General features: G+C 35.7%; 26 protein-coding genes. All 26 read left to right on the top strand.

All coding sequences use genetic code 11. The features are described from left to right. The first annotated feature begins 6 nt into the window (after positions 1 to 6). The 26 genes from rplV (at position 7) to EYD45_RS13425 (ending at position 15,596) form a co-directional block, all read left to right on the top strand. A complete protein-coding gene (gene rplV / locus EYD45_RS13300; protein ID WP_130965046.1) occupies positions 7 to 414 on the top strand; it encodes a 50S ribosomal protein L22 in 408 nt (135 codons plus the stop codon). A gap of 9 nt (positions 415 to 423) precedes the next feature. Next, positions 424 to 1,143 carry a 30S ribosomal protein S3 gene (gene rpsC, locus EYD45_RS13305; RefSeq protein ID WP_130965047.1) on the top strand — a complete coding sequence of 240 codons (720 nt, stop codon included), beginning with the start codon at positions 424 to 426 and terminating at the stop codon, positions 1,141 to 1,143. Between the two features lie 20 nt (positions 1,144 to 1,163). Further along, complete coding sequence (gene rplP / locus EYD45_RS13310) at positions 1,164 to 1,583, top strand: 50S ribosomal protein L16 (protein WP_042245202.1); 420 nt, start codon at positions 1,164 to 1,166, stop codon at positions 1,581 to 1,583. A gap of 12 nt (positions 1,584 to 1,595) precedes the next feature. Beyond that, entirely contained in the window at positions 1,596 to 1,784 is a 189-nt protein-coding gene (rpmC, locus tag EYD45_RS13315) for a 50S ribosomal protein L29 (RefSeq protein WP_130965084.1), read from the top strand. Positions 1,785 to 1,795: 11 nt separating this feature from the next. Beyond that, entirely contained in the window at positions 1,796 to 2,053 is a 258-nt protein-coding gene (gene rpsQ / locus EYD45_RS13320) for a 30S ribosomal protein S17 (protein WP_130937891.1), read from the top strand. Positions 2,054 to 2,055: 2 nt separating this feature from the next. Next, the gene (gene rplN / locus EYD45_RS13325) at positions 2,056 to 2,424 is read left to right on the top strand and encodes a 50S ribosomal protein L14 (protein ID WP_130965048.1); all 369 of its coding nucleotides are present in this window, start codon (positions 2,056 to 2,058) and stop codon (positions 2,422 to 2,424) included. Positions 2,425 to 2,436: 12 nt separating this feature from the next. Further along, positions 2,437 to 2,748 carry a 50S ribosomal protein L24 gene (gene rplX / locus EYD45_RS13330; RefSeq protein WP_130965049.1) on the top strand — a complete coding sequence of 104 codons (312 nt, stop codon included), beginning with the start codon at positions 2,437 to 2,439 and terminating at the stop codon, positions 2,746 to 2,748. A gap of 2 nt (positions 2,749 to 2,750) precedes the next feature. Continuing rightward, positions 2,751 to 3,302 (top strand): 50S ribosomal protein L5, encoded by a 552-nt coding sequence (gene rplE / locus EYD45_RS13335; RefSeq protein ID WP_130965050.1) that lies wholly within the window; start codon positions 2,751 to 2,753, stop codon positions 3,300 to 3,302. Positions 3,303 to 3,305: 3 nt separating this feature from the next. Next, complete coding sequence (gene rpsN, locus EYD45_RS13340) at positions 3,306 to 3,575, top strand: 30S ribosomal protein S14 (RefSeq protein ID WP_130965051.1); 270 nt, start codon at positions 3,306 to 3,308, stop codon at positions 3,573 to 3,575. Positions 3,576 to 3,650: 75 nt separating this feature from the next. Next, positions 3,651 to 4,049 carry a 30S ribosomal protein S8 gene (gene rpsH, locus EYD45_RS13345; RefSeq protein WP_130965052.1) on the top strand — a complete coding sequence of 133 codons (399 nt, stop codon included), beginning with the start codon at positions 3,651 to 3,653 and terminating at the stop codon, positions 4,047 to 4,049. An 18-nt stretch (positions 4,050 to 4,067) separates the two neighbouring features. Next, the gene (gene rplF / locus EYD45_RS13350; protein ID WP_130965053.1) at positions 4,068 to 4,610 is read left to right on the top strand and encodes a 50S ribosomal protein L6; all 543 of its coding nucleotides are present in this window, start codon (positions 4,068 to 4,070) and stop codon (positions 4,608 to 4,610) included. 10 nt (positions 4,611 to 4,620) lie between these two features. Further along, positions 4,621 to 4,977 carry a 50S ribosomal protein L18 gene (gene rplR / locus EYD45_RS13355; RefSeq protein ID WP_130965054.1) on the top strand — a complete coding sequence of 119 codons (357 nt, stop codon included), beginning with the start codon at positions 4,621 to 4,623 and terminating at the stop codon, positions 4,975 to 4,977. A 6-nt stretch (positions 4,978 to 4,983) separates the two neighbouring features. Then, positions 4,984 to 5,508 carry a 30S ribosomal protein S5 gene (gene rpsE, locus EYD45_RS13360; protein WP_130937898.1) on the top strand — a complete coding sequence of 175 codons (525 nt, stop codon included), beginning with the start codon at positions 4,984 to 4,986 and terminating at the stop codon, positions 5,506 to 5,508. Positions 5,509 to 5,520: 12 nt separating this feature from the next. After that, complete coding sequence (gene rpmD, locus EYD45_RS13365; RefSeq protein ID WP_130937899.1) at positions 5,521 to 5,700, top strand: 50S ribosomal protein L30; 180 nt, start codon at positions 5,521 to 5,523, stop codon at positions 5,698 to 5,700. 16 nt (positions 5,701 to 5,716) lie between these two features. Then, positions 5,717 to 6,169 carry a 50S ribosomal protein L15 gene (gene rplO, locus EYD45_RS13370; RefSeq protein ID WP_130965055.1) on the top strand — a complete coding sequence of 151 codons (453 nt, stop codon included), beginning with the start codon at positions 5,717 to 5,719 and terminating at the stop codon, positions 6,167 to 6,169. A 14-nt stretch (positions 6,170 to 6,183) separates the two neighbouring features. Further along, positions 6,184 to 7,536, top strand: a complete 1,353-nt coding sequence (gene secY / locus EYD45_RS13375) for a preprotein translocase subunit SecY (RefSeq protein WP_130965056.1) — start codon at positions 6,184 to 6,186, stop codon at positions 7,534 to 7,536. A gap of 10 nt (positions 7,537 to 7,546) precedes the next feature. Beyond that, positions 7,547 to 7,762, top strand: a complete 216-nt coding sequence (gene infA / locus EYD45_RS13380) for a translation initiation factor IF-1 (protein ID WP_007094967.1) — start codon at positions 7,547 to 7,549, stop codon at positions 7,760 to 7,762. A 95-nt stretch (positions 7,763 to 7,857) separates the two neighbouring features. After that, positions 7,858 to 7,974 (top strand): type B 50S ribosomal protein L36, encoded by a 117-nt coding sequence (gene ykgO / locus EYD45_RS13385; RefSeq protein ID WP_013305171.1) that lies wholly within the window; start codon positions 7,858 to 7,860, stop codon positions 7,972 to 7,974. A 101-nt stretch (positions 7,975 to 8,075) separates the two neighbouring features. After that, on the top strand, positions 8,076 to 8,450 hold the full coding sequence (rpsM, locus tag EYD45_RS13390) for a 30S ribosomal protein S13 (protein ID WP_130965057.1): 375 nt from the start codon (positions 8,076 to 8,078) through the stop codon (positions 8,448 to 8,450). 102 nt (positions 8,451 to 8,552) lie between these two features. Continuing rightward, positions 8,553 to 8,936 (top strand): 30S ribosomal protein S11, encoded by a 384-nt coding sequence (gene rpsK, locus EYD45_RS13395; protein WP_130965058.1) that lies wholly within the window; start codon positions 8,553 to 8,555, stop codon positions 8,934 to 8,936. 229 nt (positions 8,937 to 9,165) lie between these two features. Next, positions 9,166 to 9,771, top strand: a complete 606-nt coding sequence (gene rpsD, locus EYD45_RS13400; protein WP_130965059.1) for a 30S ribosomal protein S4 — start codon at positions 9,166 to 9,168, stop codon at positions 9,769 to 9,771. Between the two features lie 100 nt (positions 9,772 to 9,871). After that, positions 9,872 to 10,864: a DNA-directed RNA polymerase subunit alpha gene (locus tag EYD45_RS13405; protein WP_130965060.1), complete on the top strand. Its 993-nt coding sequence runs from the start codon at positions 9,872 to 9,874 to the stop codon at positions 10,862 to 10,864. Between the two features lie 71 nt (positions 10,865 to 10,935). Next, a complete protein-coding gene (gene rplQ, locus EYD45_RS13410) occupies positions 10,936 to 11,409 on the top strand; it encodes a 50S ribosomal protein L17 (RefSeq protein WP_130965061.1) in 474 nt (157 codons plus the stop codon). A gap of 188 nt (positions 11,410 to 11,597) precedes the next feature. Further along, positions 11,598 to 12,722 carry a glutamine-hydrolyzing carbamoyl-phosphate synthase small subunit gene (gene carA / locus EYD45_RS13415; RefSeq protein WP_130965062.1) on the top strand — a complete coding sequence of 375 codons (1,125 nt, stop codon included), beginning with the start codon at positions 11,598 to 11,600 and terminating at the stop codon, positions 12,720 to 12,722. Positions 12,723 to 12,849: 127 nt separating this feature from the next. Beyond that, on the top strand, positions 12,850 to 14,142 hold the full coding sequence (eno, locus tag EYD45_RS13420) for a phosphopyruvate hydratase (protein WP_130965063.1): 1,293 nt from the start codon (positions 12,850 to 12,852) through the stop codon (positions 14,140 to 14,142). 164 nt (positions 14,143 to 14,306) lie between these two features. Continuing rightward, the gene (locus tag EYD45_RS13425) at positions 14,307 to 15,596 is read left to right on the top strand and encodes a citrate synthase (RefSeq protein ID WP_130965064.1); all 1,290 of its coding nucleotides are present in this window, start codon (positions 14,307 to 14,309) and stop codon (positions 15,594 to 15,596) included. The last annotated feature ends 113 nt before the right edge of the window (positions 15,597 to 15,709 follow it).

Consider the following 15,709-nt stretch of genomic DNA (forward strand, 5'->3'; position numbering starts at 1 on the left):
TAAGCTATGGGAAGTCGTAAAAAAGAAATGGCAGACGCTATTAAGGAAGCAAAAAAGCACGTTGCTTTTGCTAAGCTTAATAACTGTCCTACGTCACCAAGAAAAATGCGTTTAGTAGCCGATTTAGTAAGAGGTGAAAAGGTAGATAAAGCACTTAATATCTTAAAGTTTAACAATAAGGAAGCATCTGGTCGTTTAGAGAAGTTGTTATTATCAGCTATCGCGAACTGGCAAGCTAAAAATGAAGATGCCGATGTTGAAACTGCGGAATTATTCGTAAAGGAGATTAAGGTGGATAGTGGATCAATGTTAAAGAGATTGCGTCCAGCACCTCAAGGTCGTGCACACAGAATTAGAAAACGTTCTAACCACGTAACATTAGTGGTTGGTGCTAACAATAACACACAAAGCTAAGATAGAAGTATGGGACAAAAGACAAATCCAATCGGAAATCGCTTAGGAATTATCAGAGGATGGGAATCTAACTGGTACGGAGGAAACGATTATGGTGATAAACTTGCCGAAGACGATAAGATTAGAAAATACGTACATGCACGTTTATCTAAAGCTAGTGTAAGTAGAGTAATTATAGAAAGAACTCTTAAGCTTGTAACCGTTACTATCACTACTGCTCGCCCTGGTATTATTATCGGGAAAGGTGGTCAAGAGGTAGACAAGTTAAAGGAAGAGCTTAAAAAGATTACTGGAAAAGAAGTTCAGATTAACATCTTCGAGATTAAAAGACCTGAACTTGACGCATTTTTAGTAGCATCAAGTATTGCAAGACAAATTGAGAATCGTATCTCTTACCGTCGTGCAATCAAAATGGCTATCGCTGCTACAATGCGTATGAATGCTGAAGGAATAAAAATTCAAATTAGTGGTCGTTTAAACGGTGCGGAAATGGCACGTAGCGAGCATTACAAAGAAGGACGTATTCCTTTATCAACCTTTAGAGCCGATATTGATTATGCTTTAGTTGAAGCACACACTACTTATGGTAGATTAGGTGTAAAAGTATGGATCATGAAAGGCGAAGTATATGGTAAAAGAGAGCTTTCTCCTTTGGTTGGTTTATCCAAGCAAAAAGGAAAAGGTGGACGTGGTGGAAGAGACAACAGAAACCAACGTCGTAGAAAGTAATTTTTTAAAGAGAACAAGAAATGTTACAGCCTAAAAGAACAAAATTTCGTAAACAGCAAAAAGGACGCATGAAAGGGAATGCCGGAAGAGGGCACCAACTTTCAAGTGGGACTTTTGGGATAAAATCATTAGACTCGAACTTTTTAACATCGCGTCAAATTGAAGCAGCACGTATTGCCGCTACACGTTACATGAAAAGAGAAGGGCAACTTTGGATTAAAATATTTCCAGACAAGCCTATCACAAAAAAGCCTCTTGAAGTACGTATGGGTAAAGGTAAAGGTGCCGTTGAATATTGGGCAGCTGTGGTTAAACCTGGGCGTGTTTTATTTGAGGTAGGTGGTGTGCCTTTAGACGTTGCAAAAGAAGCATTACGTTTGGCAGCTCAAAAATTACCGGTTAAAACTAAGTTTATAATTGCTAGAGATTACGAAGCATAATAATTTAAGATGATGAAACAATCAGAAATTAAAGAATTATCAGTAGCTGAGCTACAAGAAAAGCTTGGTGAAGTAAAAAAGAGCTATTCAGACCTTAAGTTATCTCATGCAATATCTCCTTTAGAAAACCCAATTCAGTTGCGCTCGATGAGACGAACTGTAGCAAGAATTGCAACCGAATTAACTAAAAGAGAACAATAATTCTGCTGAATATGGAAACAAGAAATTTAAGAAAAGAACGTATAGGAGTTGTTACTAGTAACAAGATGCAGAAGTCTATTGTGGTTTCTGAGGTTAAAAAAGTAAAGCACCCTATGTATGGTAAGTTCGTACTTAAAACAAAAAAGTACGTAGCGCACGACGAGCAAAATGACTGCAACGAAGGTGATACTGTTAGGATCATGGAAACAAGACCTATGAGTAAATCTAAATGTTGGAGATTAGTTGAAATAATTGAAAGAGCTAAATAATTATGGTACAACAAGAATCAAGATTAAAAGTAGCTGATAACACTGGTGCGAAGGAAGTTTTAACTATCCGTGTGCTAGGAGGTACTAAAAGAAGATACGCTTCTGTAGGAGACAAAATTGTAGTTTCTGTAAAAGATGCTACTCCTAATGGAAACATTAAAAAAGGAGCAGTTTCTACGGCAGTGGTTGTACGTACTATAAAAGAAGTAAGACGTCCTGATGGATCTTATATAAGATTTGATGACAATGCATGTGTTTTATTAAACCCAACGGGTGAGATGAGAGGTACGCGTGTATTTGGGCCTGTTGCTAGAGAACTTCGTGATAAACAATTCATGAAAATTGTATCATTAGCACCTGAAGTGCTTTAATACATTAATAAGATGGGAAAGCTTAAAATAAAAACTGGAGATACCGTAAAAGTAATTGCTGGAGACCACAAAGGATCAGAAGGTAAAGTACAACAGGTATTTAAGGATAAGAATAAAGCGATCGTTGAGGGTGTAAATATGGTAAAGAAACATACCAAACCTAGTGCACAAAATCCTCAAGGAGGAATCGTAGAAAAAGAAGCACCAATCCACGTATCTAACTTGTCATTGTTAACTTCAAAAGGAGAAACAACAAGAGTAGGATACAAAATGGAAGGTGATAAGAAAGTGAGATTTTCAGTAAAATCTAATGAAGTAATATAGTTATGGCATATTCACCAAGACTTAAAGAAGAGTATAAAAGCAGAGTAATTGCAGCTCTTACAGACGAATTTGGATATAAAAATGTAATGCAAGTTCCTAAACTACAAAAGATAGTAATATCTAAAGGTGTAGGGGCAGCAGTTGCAGACAAAAAGTTAATTGACCACGCTGTGGAAGAGTTAACCACAATATCTGGACAAAGAGCTATAGCTACAATGTCTAAAAAAGATGTTGCATCTTTTAAATTACGTAAAGGTATGCCAATTGGGGCAAAAGTAACTTTACGTGGTGAGAGAATGTATGAGTTTTTAGACCGTTTGGTAACTTCAGCACTTCCACGTGTTAGAGATTTCAGCGGTATTAGAGCTACTGGTTTTGACGGAAGAGGTAACTACAATTTAGGAGTTACTGAACAAATTATCTTCCCAGAGATTAACATTGATAAAGTGAATAAAATCTCAGGTATGGATATTACTTTTGTGACTTCAGCAGAAACTGATAAAGAAGCAAAATCATTATTAAGCGAATTAGGATTACCTTTTAAAAAGAATTAAGATATGGCTAAAGAATCAATGAAAGCCCGTGAGGTAAAAAGAGCTAAAACAGTGGCTAAGTATGCTGCAAAACGTAAGGCTTTAAAAGAAGCTGGAGATTATGAAGCATTGCAAAAGTTGCCTAAAAATGCTTCTCCTATACGTCAGCATAACAGATGTAAGCTTACTGGAAGACCTAAAGGTTATATGAGACAATTTGGAATTTCTCGTGTTACATTTAGAGAAATGGCTAACCAAGGGTTAATTCCAGGTGTTAAGAAAGCAAGCTGGTAAAAAACGAATTATAAATTGGTAGAAGGTTCAAGGCTGAGAGGCAGTTGAGAAAACCATTACCGCAAATTAATAAATATGTATTCAGATCCAATAGCGGATTATCTTACGAGAGTTAGAAATGCAATTAGAGCTAACCACAGAGTGGTAGAGATTCCTGCGTCTAACTTAAAGAAAGACATCACTAAAATATTATTCGAGCAAGGATATATTTTAAGCTACAAGTTCGATGATTCTACTGTACAAGGCACCATCAAAATTGCACTTAAGTACAATAAAGAAACTAAAGAACCTGTAATCAAGAAAATTCAACGTATTAGTACACCAGGTTTACGTAAGTATGCTGGTGCTAAGGAACTACCTAGAGTACTTAACGGTCTTGGTATTGCCATAGTTTCAACATCTCACGGTGTAATGACAGGTAAGCAAGCACAAAGAGACAATGTAGGTGGTGAAGTTTTATGTTACGTTTACTAATATTAAAGCCAGAAAGAAATGTCAAGAATAGGAAATAATCCAGTAGCAATTCCAGAAGGTGTAACAGTAGACGTTAAAGATGGCGTTGTAACTGTAAAAGGGAAATTAGGAGAATTAACTCAAAACTTTGATTCAATTGAAATCAAAGTTGAAGAGGGTAATGTTTTGGTAACACGTTCTTCAGATACTAAAGATCAAAAAGCAAAACATGGTTTATACAGATCATTAATGCACAACATGATTGAAGGTGTGTCTAAAGGATGGACAAAAGAACTTGAATTGGTTGGTGTAGGTTACAGAGCATCAAACCAAGGACAGAAATTAGATTTAGCTTTAGGTTTTTCTCATAATATTGTTATGAGCATTGCACCGGAAGTAAAAATCGAAACGATTTCTGAAAAAGGTAAAAACCCAATCGTAAAACTAACGTCTCACGACAAACAATTAGTTGGTCAAGTAGCCGCTAAGATTCGTGGTTTCCGTAAGCCAGAGCCTTATAAAGGAAAAGGAATCAAGTTTGTTGGTGAAGAATTAAGAAGAAAAGCAGGTAAATCAGCTTAATAATTGAGTTATGGCATTGACAAAGAATCAAAGAAGATTAAGAATTAAAAACAGAATCCGTAAGGTTGTTTCTGGTACAGAAGCAAAACCAAGGTTAGCTGTTTATAGAAGTAATAAAGAGATCTATGCTCAAATAGTTGATGACGTTTCTGGTAAAACCTTAAGCGCTGCATCTTCTAGAGATAAGGATATCGCTAAAGCAAAAGGAAATAAAACTGAAGTTGCGGCTTTAGTTGGAAAAGCTATTGCTGAAAAAGCGTTAAAAGCAGGTATTGAAACTATTTCTTTTGATAGAGGTGGTTACTTATATCACGGAAGAGTAAAATCATTAGCTGAAGGCGCTAGAGAAGGCGGACTTAAATTCTAAGAAATTATGTATCAAAAATATAAAAGCGCAGAATTAGTAAAACCAGGTGGACTAGATCTTAAAGATCGTTTAGTTGGTGTGCAAAGAGTTACTAAAGTAACAAAGGGTGGTAGAGCATTCGGTTTTTCAGCAATCGTTGTTGTTGGTGATGAAGCTGGTGTTGTAGGCCAAGGTTTAGGGAAGTCTAAAGACGTGGCTAGTGCAATTGCAAAGGCTGTTGAAGATGCTAAGAAAAACTTGGTTCGTATTCCTATTAGGAAAGGAACGTTACCTCACGAGCAAAAAGGTAAATACGGTGGAGCAAGAGTAAACATTATTCCTGCAGCTCCTGGTACTGGTGTAATCGCTGGTGGTGCTGTTAGAACAGTTCTTGAAGCAGTTGGTGTACACGATGTATTATCAAAATCTCAAGGATCATCTAACCCTCACAATGTGGTAAAAGCAACTTTTGATGCTTTATTACAATTAAGAGATGCGAATGCTATCGCTAAGGATAGAGGTATTTCACTTGAAAAAGTTTTTAACGCTTAATAACTATCAACGATGGGAAAAATTAAAGTAACAAAGGTTAAAAGCGCTATCAATCGTACGCAAAGACAAAAAAGAACTTTAGAAGCTTTAGGTCTTAAAAGGATTGGACAAGTAAAAGAACACGAGGCTACACCAAATATTTTGGGTATGGTAGCAAAAGTTTCACATTTAGTTTCTGTTGAAGAAGCTTAACATATAATACTGAAAAATGAATTTAAGTAACTTACAACCGGCAAAAGGATCGGTAAAAACACAAGGCAAGCGAGTAGGTCGCGGACAAGGTTCAGGTAAAGGTGGTACTGCTACACGTGGTCACAAAGGAGCAAAGTCTCGTTCTGGATATTCTAAGAAATTAGGATTTGAAGGTGGACAAATGCCATTGCAAAGACGTGTGCCAAAGTTTGGTTTTACAAATATTAACCGTGTAGAATATCAAGCAATCAATCTTGATACATTGCAAGCGTTAGTAGAAGATAAAAAAGTAAAGGATACAGTAGATTTTAATGCTCTATTTGAAAATGGATTGGCTGGAAAAAATGATCTAGTTAAAATTTTAGGTAGAGGTGAATTAAAAGCTAAATTAAAAGTATCTGCTCACAAGTTTTCTGCTTCAGCAAAAGCTGCAATTGAAGCGGCAGGAGGAGAAGCGATAACTTTATAAGAATACATTAACGTATGAAATTTATAGAATCAATAAAAAATGTTTGGAAAATTGAAGAACTAAGAAACAGAATCATCGTTACATTGAGTCTGCTATTGGTTTATCGATTTGGTGCCCAAGTGGTATTGCCTGGTATTGATGCTGCACAGTTAAGCGGTTTAGCTGATAGTACTGATGGAGGTTTGTTAGGGTTACTTAATGCCTTTACAGGTGGAGCTTTTGCTAATGCTTCGGTTTTTGCGCTTGGTATCATGCCTTACATTTCGGCTTCTATTGTTGTACAGTTAATGGGTATCGCTATTCCTTATTTGCAAAAGCTACAAAAGGAAGGTGCTAGTGGACAAAAGAAAATTACACAAATAACACGTTGGTTAACCATTGCTATTTGTTTGGTACAGGCACCAGGATATTTAGCAAGTTTACCGGCTCTAGGAATTCCACAATCAGCTTTCCTATTAGGAACAGGTGGATTATTCTATTTCTCATCTGTAATTATCTTAGTAACTGGGTGTATTTTCGCTATGTGGTTAGGAGAGAAGATTACGGATAAAGGTATCGGTAACGGTATTTCACTTTTAATTATGGTGGGTATTATTGCAACTATGCCTCAGTCGTTTGTGCAAGAGTATGCTGCAAGGGTAACAGAATCTAACGGTGGTTTAATCATGATTTTGATTGAACTAGTAGTGTGGTTCGTCATCATATTGGCATCAGTAATGTTAGTAATGGCAGTTAGAAAAATAGCTGTACAGTATGCAAGAAGAACTGCTTCTGGTGGTTATGAACGAGCTGCAGCTGGTGGATCAAGACAATACATTCCATTGAAGTTAAATGCATCTGGTGTAATGCCAATCATTTTTGCACAAGCTATCATGTTTGTGCCTGGATTAATTGGAGGATCATCTTTCTTAAAAGATACAGCAGCTGGTTTGTGGATGCAGACTAATTTTTCTGATATTTTTGGATTTTGGTACAACGTAATTTTTGCTTTACTGATTATTGTGTTTACCTACTTCTACACAGCTATTACAGTGCCTACTAATAAAATGGCAGATGATTTGAAACGTAGTGGTGGTTTTATTCCAGGGATTCGTCCAGGTTCTGAAACATCAGAATATCTAGATAAAATAATGTCTCAGATTACCTTGCCAGGTTCAATATTTTTAGCATTAATAGCGGTATTCCCTGCATTTATTGTAAAACTAATGAACGTAACACAAGGTTGGGCATTATTCTTTGGAGGTACATCATTATTGATTATGGTTGGTGTAGCGATTGATACTATGCAGCAAATCAATTCTTATTTGCTGAATAGACACTATGATGGCTTGATGAAAACTGGTAAAAATAGAAAAGCAGTAGCTTAATAAAGATATTATGGCAAAACAAGCAGCAATAGAACAAGATGGAACAATTATAGAAGCATTATCTAATGCGATGTTCCGTGTTGAATTAGAAAATGGTCACATTGTGACTGCGCATATTTCTGGTAAGATGCGTATGCACTATATCAAATTATTACCAGGAGATAAAGTAAAATTAGAAATGAGTCCTTACGATTTAACTAAGGCTCGTATAACTTATAGATATTAATACATTAAGTTGTAAAGTAATAAAGTAGAAAGTTGTAAAGTAAAGTCATTCAACTTTTAAACTTTAAACTTTTGAACTTTTAAACTAAAATTAAGATGAAAGTAAGAGCATCAGTTAAAAAGAGAAGCGCAGATTGTAAAATTGTGCGTAGAAAAGGAAGACTTTACGTGATAAACAAAAAGAATCCTAGATTTAAACAAAGACAAGGTTAAAAATTAAGTCATTAGTTTTTTAGACGTTAGATGAATCTGTTCGAAATCGAAAGGTTTAGGATTCTAACAACTAAAAGCTAACAATAGAAACTAAAAACAATATGGCAAGAATTGCAGGTGTAGACATACCAAAACAAAAAAGAGGAGTTATCTCTTTAACTTATATCTACGGAATAGGTAAAAGTAGAGCACAAGAAATTTTAGCAACGGCTAAGGTTGATGAAAGCACTAAAGTACAAGATTGGACAGATGACGAAATAGGAGCAATCCGTGAGGCTGTTGGATCTTATACTATTGAGGGTGAATTACGTTCTGAAACACAATTGAACATTAAGCGATTAATGGATATTGGTTGTTACAGAGGTATTCGTCACAGAGCGGGTCTTCCTTTAAGAGGGCAACGTACTAAAAACAACTCTAGAACAAGAAAAGGTAGAAGAAAAACTGTTGCTAACAAGAAAAAAGCAACTAAATAATACATAGTCTTTAGTCTATAGACGTTGGAAAGAATCTGTTTGAAATTGATACGGTTTAGGATTCTAGCGACTATAAACTATAAACTAAAAACTAAAAAATAAATGGCAAAGTCAAGTACTAAAAAACGTAAAGTAATAGTAGATGCAGTTGGAGAGGCACACGTTACCGCTTCTTTCAATAATATCATCATTTCATTAACTAATAAGAAGGGAGACGTTATCTCATGGTCTTCTGCTGGTAAAATGGGATTTAGAGGATCAAAGAAAAATACACCTTATGCTGCTCAATTAGCTGCTGAAGATGCTGCTGGTGTAGCATTAGAAGCTGGATTGAAAAAAGTAAAAGTATACGTAAAAGGTCCTGGAAATGGTAGAGAATCTGCTATTCGTTCTATTCACAATGCAGGTATTGAGGTTACTGAAATTATTGATGTAACGCCACTACCACATAATGGATGTCGTCCACCAAAACGTAGAAGAGTCTAACTAAATTTTAGATGTACGAATCACGATTTTAGAATTTCTTAATCGTAAATCGTTACTCATAAATCGTAAATAAAATTAATATCATCTGTTTGTCAGATGGTATTAATTTTTTGCATAAATTTGCACACCTAAAAAATCAATATTAACACAAGTATCAACGAGAGGTTAATGGTTATCGAAGGATAAGATTAAGACCTTAATTCATAACTACTCTCAAAAACAATTAAAAATGGCAAGATATACTGGTCCTAAAACAAAAATCGCTCGTAAATTCGGCGAAGCTATCTTCGGAGAAGATAAATCTTTTGAAAAAAGAAATTACCCTCCTGGGCAACACGGAAACAACAGACGTCGTGGTAAAAAATCTGAGTACGCTATTCAATTAGCTGAAAAGCAAAAAGCAAAATACACTTACGGTATTTTAGAGCGTCAGTTTAGAGGCTTATTTAAGAAAGCAAGAGCTGCTCAAGGAATTACTGGTGAGGTATTATTACAACTTTGTGAATCTCGTTTAGATAACGTAGTTTACAGAATGGGAGTTTCTCCATCAAGAAGCGGTGCACGTCAATTAGTGTCTCACAGACACATTACAGTTAATGGTGAAATCGTTAACATTCCTTCTTACCAATTAAAAGCAGGAGATGTTGTTGCTGTAAGAGAAAAATCAAAATCACTTGAAGCTATCGAAAGATCACTTTCGAATTCAAGTCATGTTTACGAATGGATTACTTGGAACAACGATACTAAGTCTGGTACTTACGTTTCTGTTCCTGCTAGAATCCAAATTCCAGAAAATATCAACGAGCAATTTATCGTCGAATTATATTCCAAATAATAAATTAACAACATTGGTATTTGGCCAAAGGGTTTATTTGTACTTCTTCAAACTTATAAACCGCGCAACCAAATAACAATTAAAACGAAGAAACACACAAATGGCAGTATTTAGTTTTCAAAAGCCCGACAAAGTAATCATGATCGATTCTACTGATTTCGAAGGAAAATTCGAATTCAGACCTTTAGAACCAGGTTATGGTTTAACAGTGGGTAATGCATTAAGAAGAGTATTATTATCTTCTTTAGAAGGATTTGCAATCACATCAGTAAGAATCGAAGGTGTAGACCATGAGTTTTCTACGATTGCTGGGGTAGTTGAAGATGTAACAGAAATCATCTTAAACTTAAAGCAAGTTCGTTTTAAAAGACAAATAGAAGATATTGATAATGAGTCTATCTCAATTTCAATTTCTGGGCAAGAGCAAATATTAGCAGGAGACTTCCAGAAGTTTATCTCAGGATTCCAAGTATTAAATTCAGAATTGGTTATCTGTAATTTAGATCCTAAGGTGAGCATTAACATGGAAATCACTATAGAAAAAGGTAGAGGTTACGTACCAGCAGAAGAAAACAAAAAGCCTTCTGCACCAATGGGAACAATCTTTACAGATTCTATCTACACACCAATCAAAAATGTGAAGTACAGCATTGAGAACTACCGTGTAGAGCAAAAAACGGATTATGAGAAGCTAGTATTTGAAATCATCACAGATGGTTCAATTACACCTCAGGATGCGTTAACTGAAGCTGCAAAAACTTTAATCCACCACTTCATGTTATTCTCAGATGAGCGTATTACTTTAGAAGCGGATGAAATTGCACAAACTGAAACGTATGATGAAGAATCGCTTCATATGCGTCAGTTGCTTAAAACAAAGCTTATCGATATGGATTTATCTGTTCGTGCGCTTAACTGTTTAAAAGCTGCAGAAGTAGATACTTTAGGAGACTTAGTATCATTTAATAAAAATGATTTGATGAAGTTCCGTAACTTCGGTAAAAAATCTTTAACTGAGCTTGAAGAGCTTGTACACGTTAAAGGTTTGAATTTCGGAATGGACTTAAGCAAATATAAATTAGATAAAGATTAAATTAATCAACTCTTCTATAATTTGCTCCTCAAAAGAGTTTGGTAGCAAGATAGAAGTTTAAAACAAAAGTCATGAGACACGGAAAAAAATTCAACCACTTAGGGAGAAAAACTGCACACAGAAAAGCAATGTTGGCTAATATGGCATGTTCTTTAATAGAGCACAAACGTATTAACACGACGGTTGCTAAGGCAAAAGCTTTAAAGAAATTTGTGGAGCCTCTAGTAACAAAATCTAAAGAAGATACAACACATAACAGACGTATTGTTTTTAGTAAGCTAAGGCAAAAAGAAGCTGTAACTGAGTTGTTCAGAGACGTTGCGACTAAAGTTGGTGACAGACCAGGAGGTTACACTAGAATTATCAAGTTGGGTAATCGATTAGGTGATAACGCTGACATGGCGATGATAGAGTTAGTAGATTACAACGAAATCTACAACGCTGGTAAAAAAGCTAAGAAAACTACTAGAAGAAGTAGAAGAGGCGGTAGTAAACCTGCAGCAGCAGTACCAGTTGAAACTAACGCATCAAACGAAGAAGAATAAATGTTAATAAGCATTTAATATATAAAGGATAAACTATTTTTAGTTTATCCTTTTTTTTTGAATTTTTGTAAAACTTTTGGCGTTACCCTCCTTTGGTCGGGTCGGGCTTTCGGCAGTCGCTCTCTCCTGCGTCGAGGAGCTTCAACAAATGCCTCAATCCCTAACGCATAAGAAAACAACGTAAACACATGAAATATCAGAAAAAACAAAACGCCATCATTCTACTTGCAGATGGTACAATTTTTTATGGAAAAGCAGTAGGAGGAAAGCAAGGAACGGCTTTCGGGGAAGTATGTTTTAATACGGGTATGACGGGATATCAAGAGATTTTTACCGATCCTTCATATTTCGGGCAATTAATGGTAGCCACCAATGCGCATATTGGTAATTATGGTACCAATGCTGATGAAGTAGAATCAGATTCTATAAAAATAGCAGGTTTAATCGTAAAGAACTTTAGTTACGAATACTCACGTCCTGCAGCTGATGGTTCTTTAGAAGATTTTCTCGATAAGAATAATCTTTTAGCGATTTCAGATGTAGATACAAGAGCTTTGGTAAGCTACATTAGAGAACACGGTGCAATGAACGCAGTCATCTCTACTGAAGTTGATAACATTGAAGGTCTAAAAAAGCAACTAGCCGAAGTGCCGAGTATGGAAGGTTTAGAGTTGGCAAGTAAAGTGTCAACCAAAGAGCCTTATTATTTTGGCAACGAAAATGCTACTTATAAAGTGGCCGCTTTAGATATCGGGATTAAGAAGAATATTTTAAGAAACATTGCAAGTAGAGATTGTTACATTAAAGTATTTCCTTATGATTCAAAATTTGAAGATTTGGAGGCATTCAATCCAGATGGCTATTTCTTGTCAAACGGTCCTGGAGATCCAGAACCATTGGTTGAAGCGCAAGCTGTGGCTAAAGAAATCATCAAAAGAGATTTACCTTTATTTGGTATCTGTTTAGGACATCAAGTGATTGCAATTGCAAATGGTGTGTCTACCTATAAAATGTACAACGGACACAGAGGAATTAACCACCCTGTTAAAAATCTCATTACAGGAAAAGGTGAAATCACATCGCAAAACCATGGGTTTGCAGTGAATAGAGAAGAGGCAGAAGCTAATAGCGATTTAGAAGTTACGCATATTCATTTAAATGACGATACGGTTGCTGGTTTGGCGATGAAAGGTAAAAATGTGTTTTCGGTACAGTACCATCCAGAGGCGAGTCCTGGTCCACACGATTCAGAATATTTGTTCGACCAGTTTGTGGAGAATATTAAGAAAAGTAAATTGTCGCCAGTAGAATAGAAAAATAAAAGCTATAACAAACTAAAACGTTATAGCTTTCATTTGAATATTTTATGACAAATGCTAGTAAAAAACATAACATTTAGCCGTAAATTTGAGGCATTAAAAGATTAAAAACAAACCAATTATGAGTATAATAGTTAGTGTACACGCAAGACAAATTCTAGATTCTAGAGGTAACCCAACTGTAGAGGTTGATGTGATTACTGAAAATGGTGTTTTAGGTAGAGCTGCTGTGCCTTCAGGAGCATCAACAGGAGAGCATGAAGCGGTAGAACTACGTGATGGTGGTGATACTTACATGGGCAAAGGTGTTTTAAAAGCCGTAGAAAATGTAAATACTACCATTGCAGAGGAATTATTAGGTGTTTCGGTTTTTGAACAAAACTTGATTGATCAAATGATGATTGATTTAGATGGCACACCAAATAAATCAAAACTAGGAGCGAATGCTATTTTAGGGGTCTCTTTAGCAGCAGCAAAAGCAGCAGCTAATGAATTGAATATGCCTTTATATCGCTACGTGGGTGGTGTTTCAGCTAATACATTACCATTGCCGATGATGAACATCATCAATGGTGGTTCTCATAGTGATGCGCCTATTGCATTTCAAGAGTTTATGATAATGCCAGTAAAGGCCAAAAACTTTACACATGCTATGCAAATGGGAACTGAGATTTTCCACCATCTGAAAAAAGTATTGCACGATAGAGATTTGAGTACTGCGGTAGGTGATGAAGGTGGTTTTGCACCAACATTAGATGGAACTGAAGATGCTATTGAAACTATTGGAAGAGCTGTTGAAAACGCAGGATATAAGTTTGGTGATGAAGTTAAGATAGCATTAGACTGTGCTTCTGCTGAGTTTTTTGTTGACGGGAAATACGACTATACTAAGTTTGAAGGTGATAAAGGCGTGGTTAGAACGTCAAAAGAACAGGCTGAATACTTGGCTGAATTGGCTAATAAATACCCAATTATCTCTATTGAAGATGGAATGGATGAAAACGACTGGGAAGGCACTAAACACCTTACCGAATTGATTGGTGACAGAGTGCAACTCGTAGGTGACGATTTATTCGTAACTAATGTAGAGCGTTTATCAAGAGGTATTGAAAATGGTATTGCCAATTCAATCCTAATTAAGGTAAATCAAATCGGTTCTTTAACAGAAACTATTGCAGCCGTAAATATGGCACATAATGCTGGCTATACATCTGTAATGTCTCACCGTTCTGGAGAAACTGAAGACAATACAATTGCTGATTTGGCTGTGGCATTAAATACTGGACAAATTAAGACAGGTTCTGCTTCTCGTTCTGATCGTATGGCAAAATACAATCAATTGCTTCGTATAGAGGAAGAACTTGGTTCTGTAGCCTATTTTCCAGGAGAAAACGCTTTTAAAGTGAAGCAATAATAAGCATATAAATTTTCTAATGAGAAGCGGTGATTTTTTAAAAATCATCGCTTTTTTTATCAATTTTAGTAATGTCGCAATTTACAAAACCTTTACCAGTACACTTCTTAAATCAATGGATATTTCGTAATTTAGCACTTCTTAAAATTTAAATAAAAATACACATGTCAGATACTGCTACCTTAGAATTTAATGGTGAAAAATATGAGTTCCCTGTAGAAGTTGGAACGGAAAATGAAGTTGCAATGGATATCAGTACATTGCGGGGTGCAACTAAGGGTTTGATAACACTTGATTCTGGCTATAAGAATACAGGATCATGCAAAAGTGCCATAACATTTTTAGATGGTGAAAAGGGTATTTTAAGATATAGGGGTTATTCCATTGAGGAATTAGCCGAAAAAGCAGATTTTTTAGAAGTTGCTTATTTGTTGATTTTTGGAGATTTACCAAATCAAGAGCAGTTGGATAAGTTTCATGCTGATATTAAAAAACACTCAGTTGTTGACGATGACGTAAAGAAAATTTTGGATGCCTTTCCAAAATCTGCACATCCAATGGGTGTTTTGTCTTCATTAACTAGTGCACTTACTGCTTTTAATCCAGAATCGGTTAATGTCGATTCAGAAGAAGATATGTACAATGCCATTGTACGTTTAATAGGTAAATTACCTATTCTTGTTTCTTGGACAATGCGCAAGAAAATGGGGCTGCCGTTATATTACGGTGATTCTTCATTAGGGTATGTTGAGAACCTTTTAAAAATGATGTTTAAACAACCGAATGAGGAGGTATACACACAAAACCCAATTTTAATTGATGCTTTAGATAAATTGTTAATCTTGCATGCTGATCATGAACAAAATTGTTCAACATCTACAGTAAGAATTACAGGTTCTTCTCACGCTGGTTTGTTTGTTTCTATAGCCGCTGGTATTTCTGCACTTTGGGGACCTTTGCATGGAGGAGCCAACCAAGCTGTACTGGAAATGCTTGAAGCAATAAAGGCCGATGGAGGAGATACTAAAAAGTACATGGCAAAGGCTAAAGATAAAAGTGATCCATTCCGTTTAATGGGCTTTGGTCATAGAGTTTATAAAAACTTTGATCCTCGTGCAAGAATTATAAAAAAGGCTGCAGACGAAGTACTAGGAGATCTAGGCGTGGAAGATCCTATTTTGGATATAGCTAAAGGCCTAGAAAAAGAAGCATTAGAAGACCAATATTTTGTTGATAGAAAACTATATCCGAATGTAGATTTTTATTCTGGAATAATCTATAGAGCTATGGGTATTCCAGTAGAAATGTTTACCGTGATGTTTGCTTTAGGTAGATTACCAGGTTGGATTGCACAATGGAGAGAAATGCGTTTAAACAAAGAGCCAATCGGTAGGCCAAGACAGTTATATGTAGGCGAAACCGAGAGAGCATTTAAATCTATAGATAAACGTTAATAAATACTTTTTTTAAAAAATTACTAAGCTTCATGTGTTTTTCATGAAGCTTTTCTTTTTTAACCCTGCTCTTTTTAAGAATAATATAAAGTAAGTCGTTTAAATTCTTAATT

The organism is Hyunsoonleella flava (assembly GCF_004310325.1).
Classification (GTDB): Bacteria; Bacteroidota; Bacteroidia; order Flavobacteriales; family Flavobacteriaceae; genus Jejuia; species Jejuia flava.

Coding starts and splice junctions, on each gene's coding strand:
- rplV (WP_130965046.1), top strand. CDS start 7: ATGGGAAGTCGTAAAAAAGAAATGGCAGACGCTATTAAGGAAGCAAAA.
- rpsC (WP_130965047.1), top strand. CDS start 424: ATGGGACAAAAGACAAATCCAATCGGAAATCGCTTAGGAATTATCAGA.
- rplP (WP_042245202.1), top strand. CDS start 1,164: ATGTTACAGCCTAAAAGAACAAAATTTCGTAAACAGCAAAAAGGACGC.
- rpmC (WP_130965084.1), top strand. CDS start 1,596: ATGAAACAATCAGAAATTAAAGAATTATCAGTAGCTGAGCTACAAGAA.
- rpsQ (WP_130937891.1), top strand. CDS start 1,796: ATGGAAACAAGAAATTTAAGAAAAGAACGTATAGGAGTTGTTACTAGT.
- rplN (WP_130965048.1), top strand. CDS start 2,056: ATGGTACAACAAGAATCAAGATTAAAAGTAGCTGATAACACTGGTGCG.
- rplX (WP_130965049.1), top strand. CDS start 2,437: ATGGGAAAGCTTAAAATAAAAACTGGAGATACCGTAAAAGTAATTGCT.
- rplE (WP_130965050.1), top strand. CDS start 2,751: ATGGCATATTCACCAAGACTTAAAGAAGAGTATAAAAGCAGAGTAATT.
- rpsN (WP_130965051.1), top strand. CDS start 3,306: ATGGCTAAAGAATCAATGAAAGCCCGTGAGGTAAAAAGAGCTAAAACA.
- rpsH (WP_130965052.1), top strand. CDS start 3,651: ATGTATTCAGATCCAATAGCGGATTATCTTACGAGAGTTAGAAATGCA.
- rplF (WP_130965053.1), top strand. CDS start 4,068: ATGTCAAGAATAGGAAATAATCCAGTAGCAATTCCAGAAGGTGTAACA.
- rplR (WP_130965054.1), top strand. CDS start 4,621: ATGGCATTGACAAAGAATCAAAGAAGATTAAGAATTAAAAACAGAATC.
- rpsE (WP_130937898.1), top strand. CDS start 4,984: ATGTATCAAAAATATAAAAGCGCAGAATTAGTAAAACCAGGTGGACTA.
- rpmD (WP_130937899.1), top strand. CDS start 5,521: ATGGGAAAAATTAAAGTAACAAAGGTTAAAAGCGCTATCAATCGTACG.
- rplO (WP_130965055.1), top strand. CDS start 5,717: ATGAATTTAAGTAACTTACAACCGGCAAAAGGATCGGTAAAAACACAA.
- secY (WP_130965056.1), top strand. CDS start 6,184: ATGAAATTTATAGAATCAATAAAAAATGTTTGGAAAATTGAAGAACTA.
- infA (WP_007094967.1), top strand. CDS start 7,547: ATGGCAAAACAAGCAGCAATAGAACAAGATGGAACAATTATAGAAGCA.
- ykgO (WP_013305171.1), top strand. CDS start 7,858: ATGAAAGTAAGAGCATCAGTTAAAAAGAGAAGCGCAGATTGTAAAATT.
- rpsM (WP_130965057.1), top strand. CDS start 8,076: ATGGCAAGAATTGCAGGTGTAGACATACCAAAACAAAAAAGAGGAGTT.
- rpsK (WP_130965058.1), top strand. CDS start 8,553: ATGGCAAAGTCAAGTACTAAAAAACGTAAAGTAATAGTAGATGCAGTT.
- rpsD (WP_130965059.1), top strand. CDS start 9,166: ATGGCAAGATATACTGGTCCTAAAACAAAAATCGCTCGTAAATTCGGC.
- EYD45_RS13405 (WP_130965060.1), top strand. CDS start 9,872: ATGGCAGTATTTAGTTTTCAAAAGCCCGACAAAGTAATCATGATCGAT.
- rplQ (WP_130965061.1), top strand. CDS start 10,936: ATGAGACACGGAAAAAAATTCAACCACTTAGGGAGAAAAACTGCACAC.
- carA (WP_130965062.1), top strand. CDS start 11,598: ATGAAATATCAGAAAAAACAAAACGCCATCATTCTACTTGCAGATGGT.
- eno (WP_130965063.1), top strand. CDS start 12,850: ATGAGTATAATAGTTAGTGTACACGCAAGACAAATTCTAGATTCTAGA.
- EYD45_RS13425 (WP_130965064.1), top strand. CDS start 14,307: ATGTCAGATACTGCTACCTTAGAATTTAATGGTGAAAAATATGAGTTC.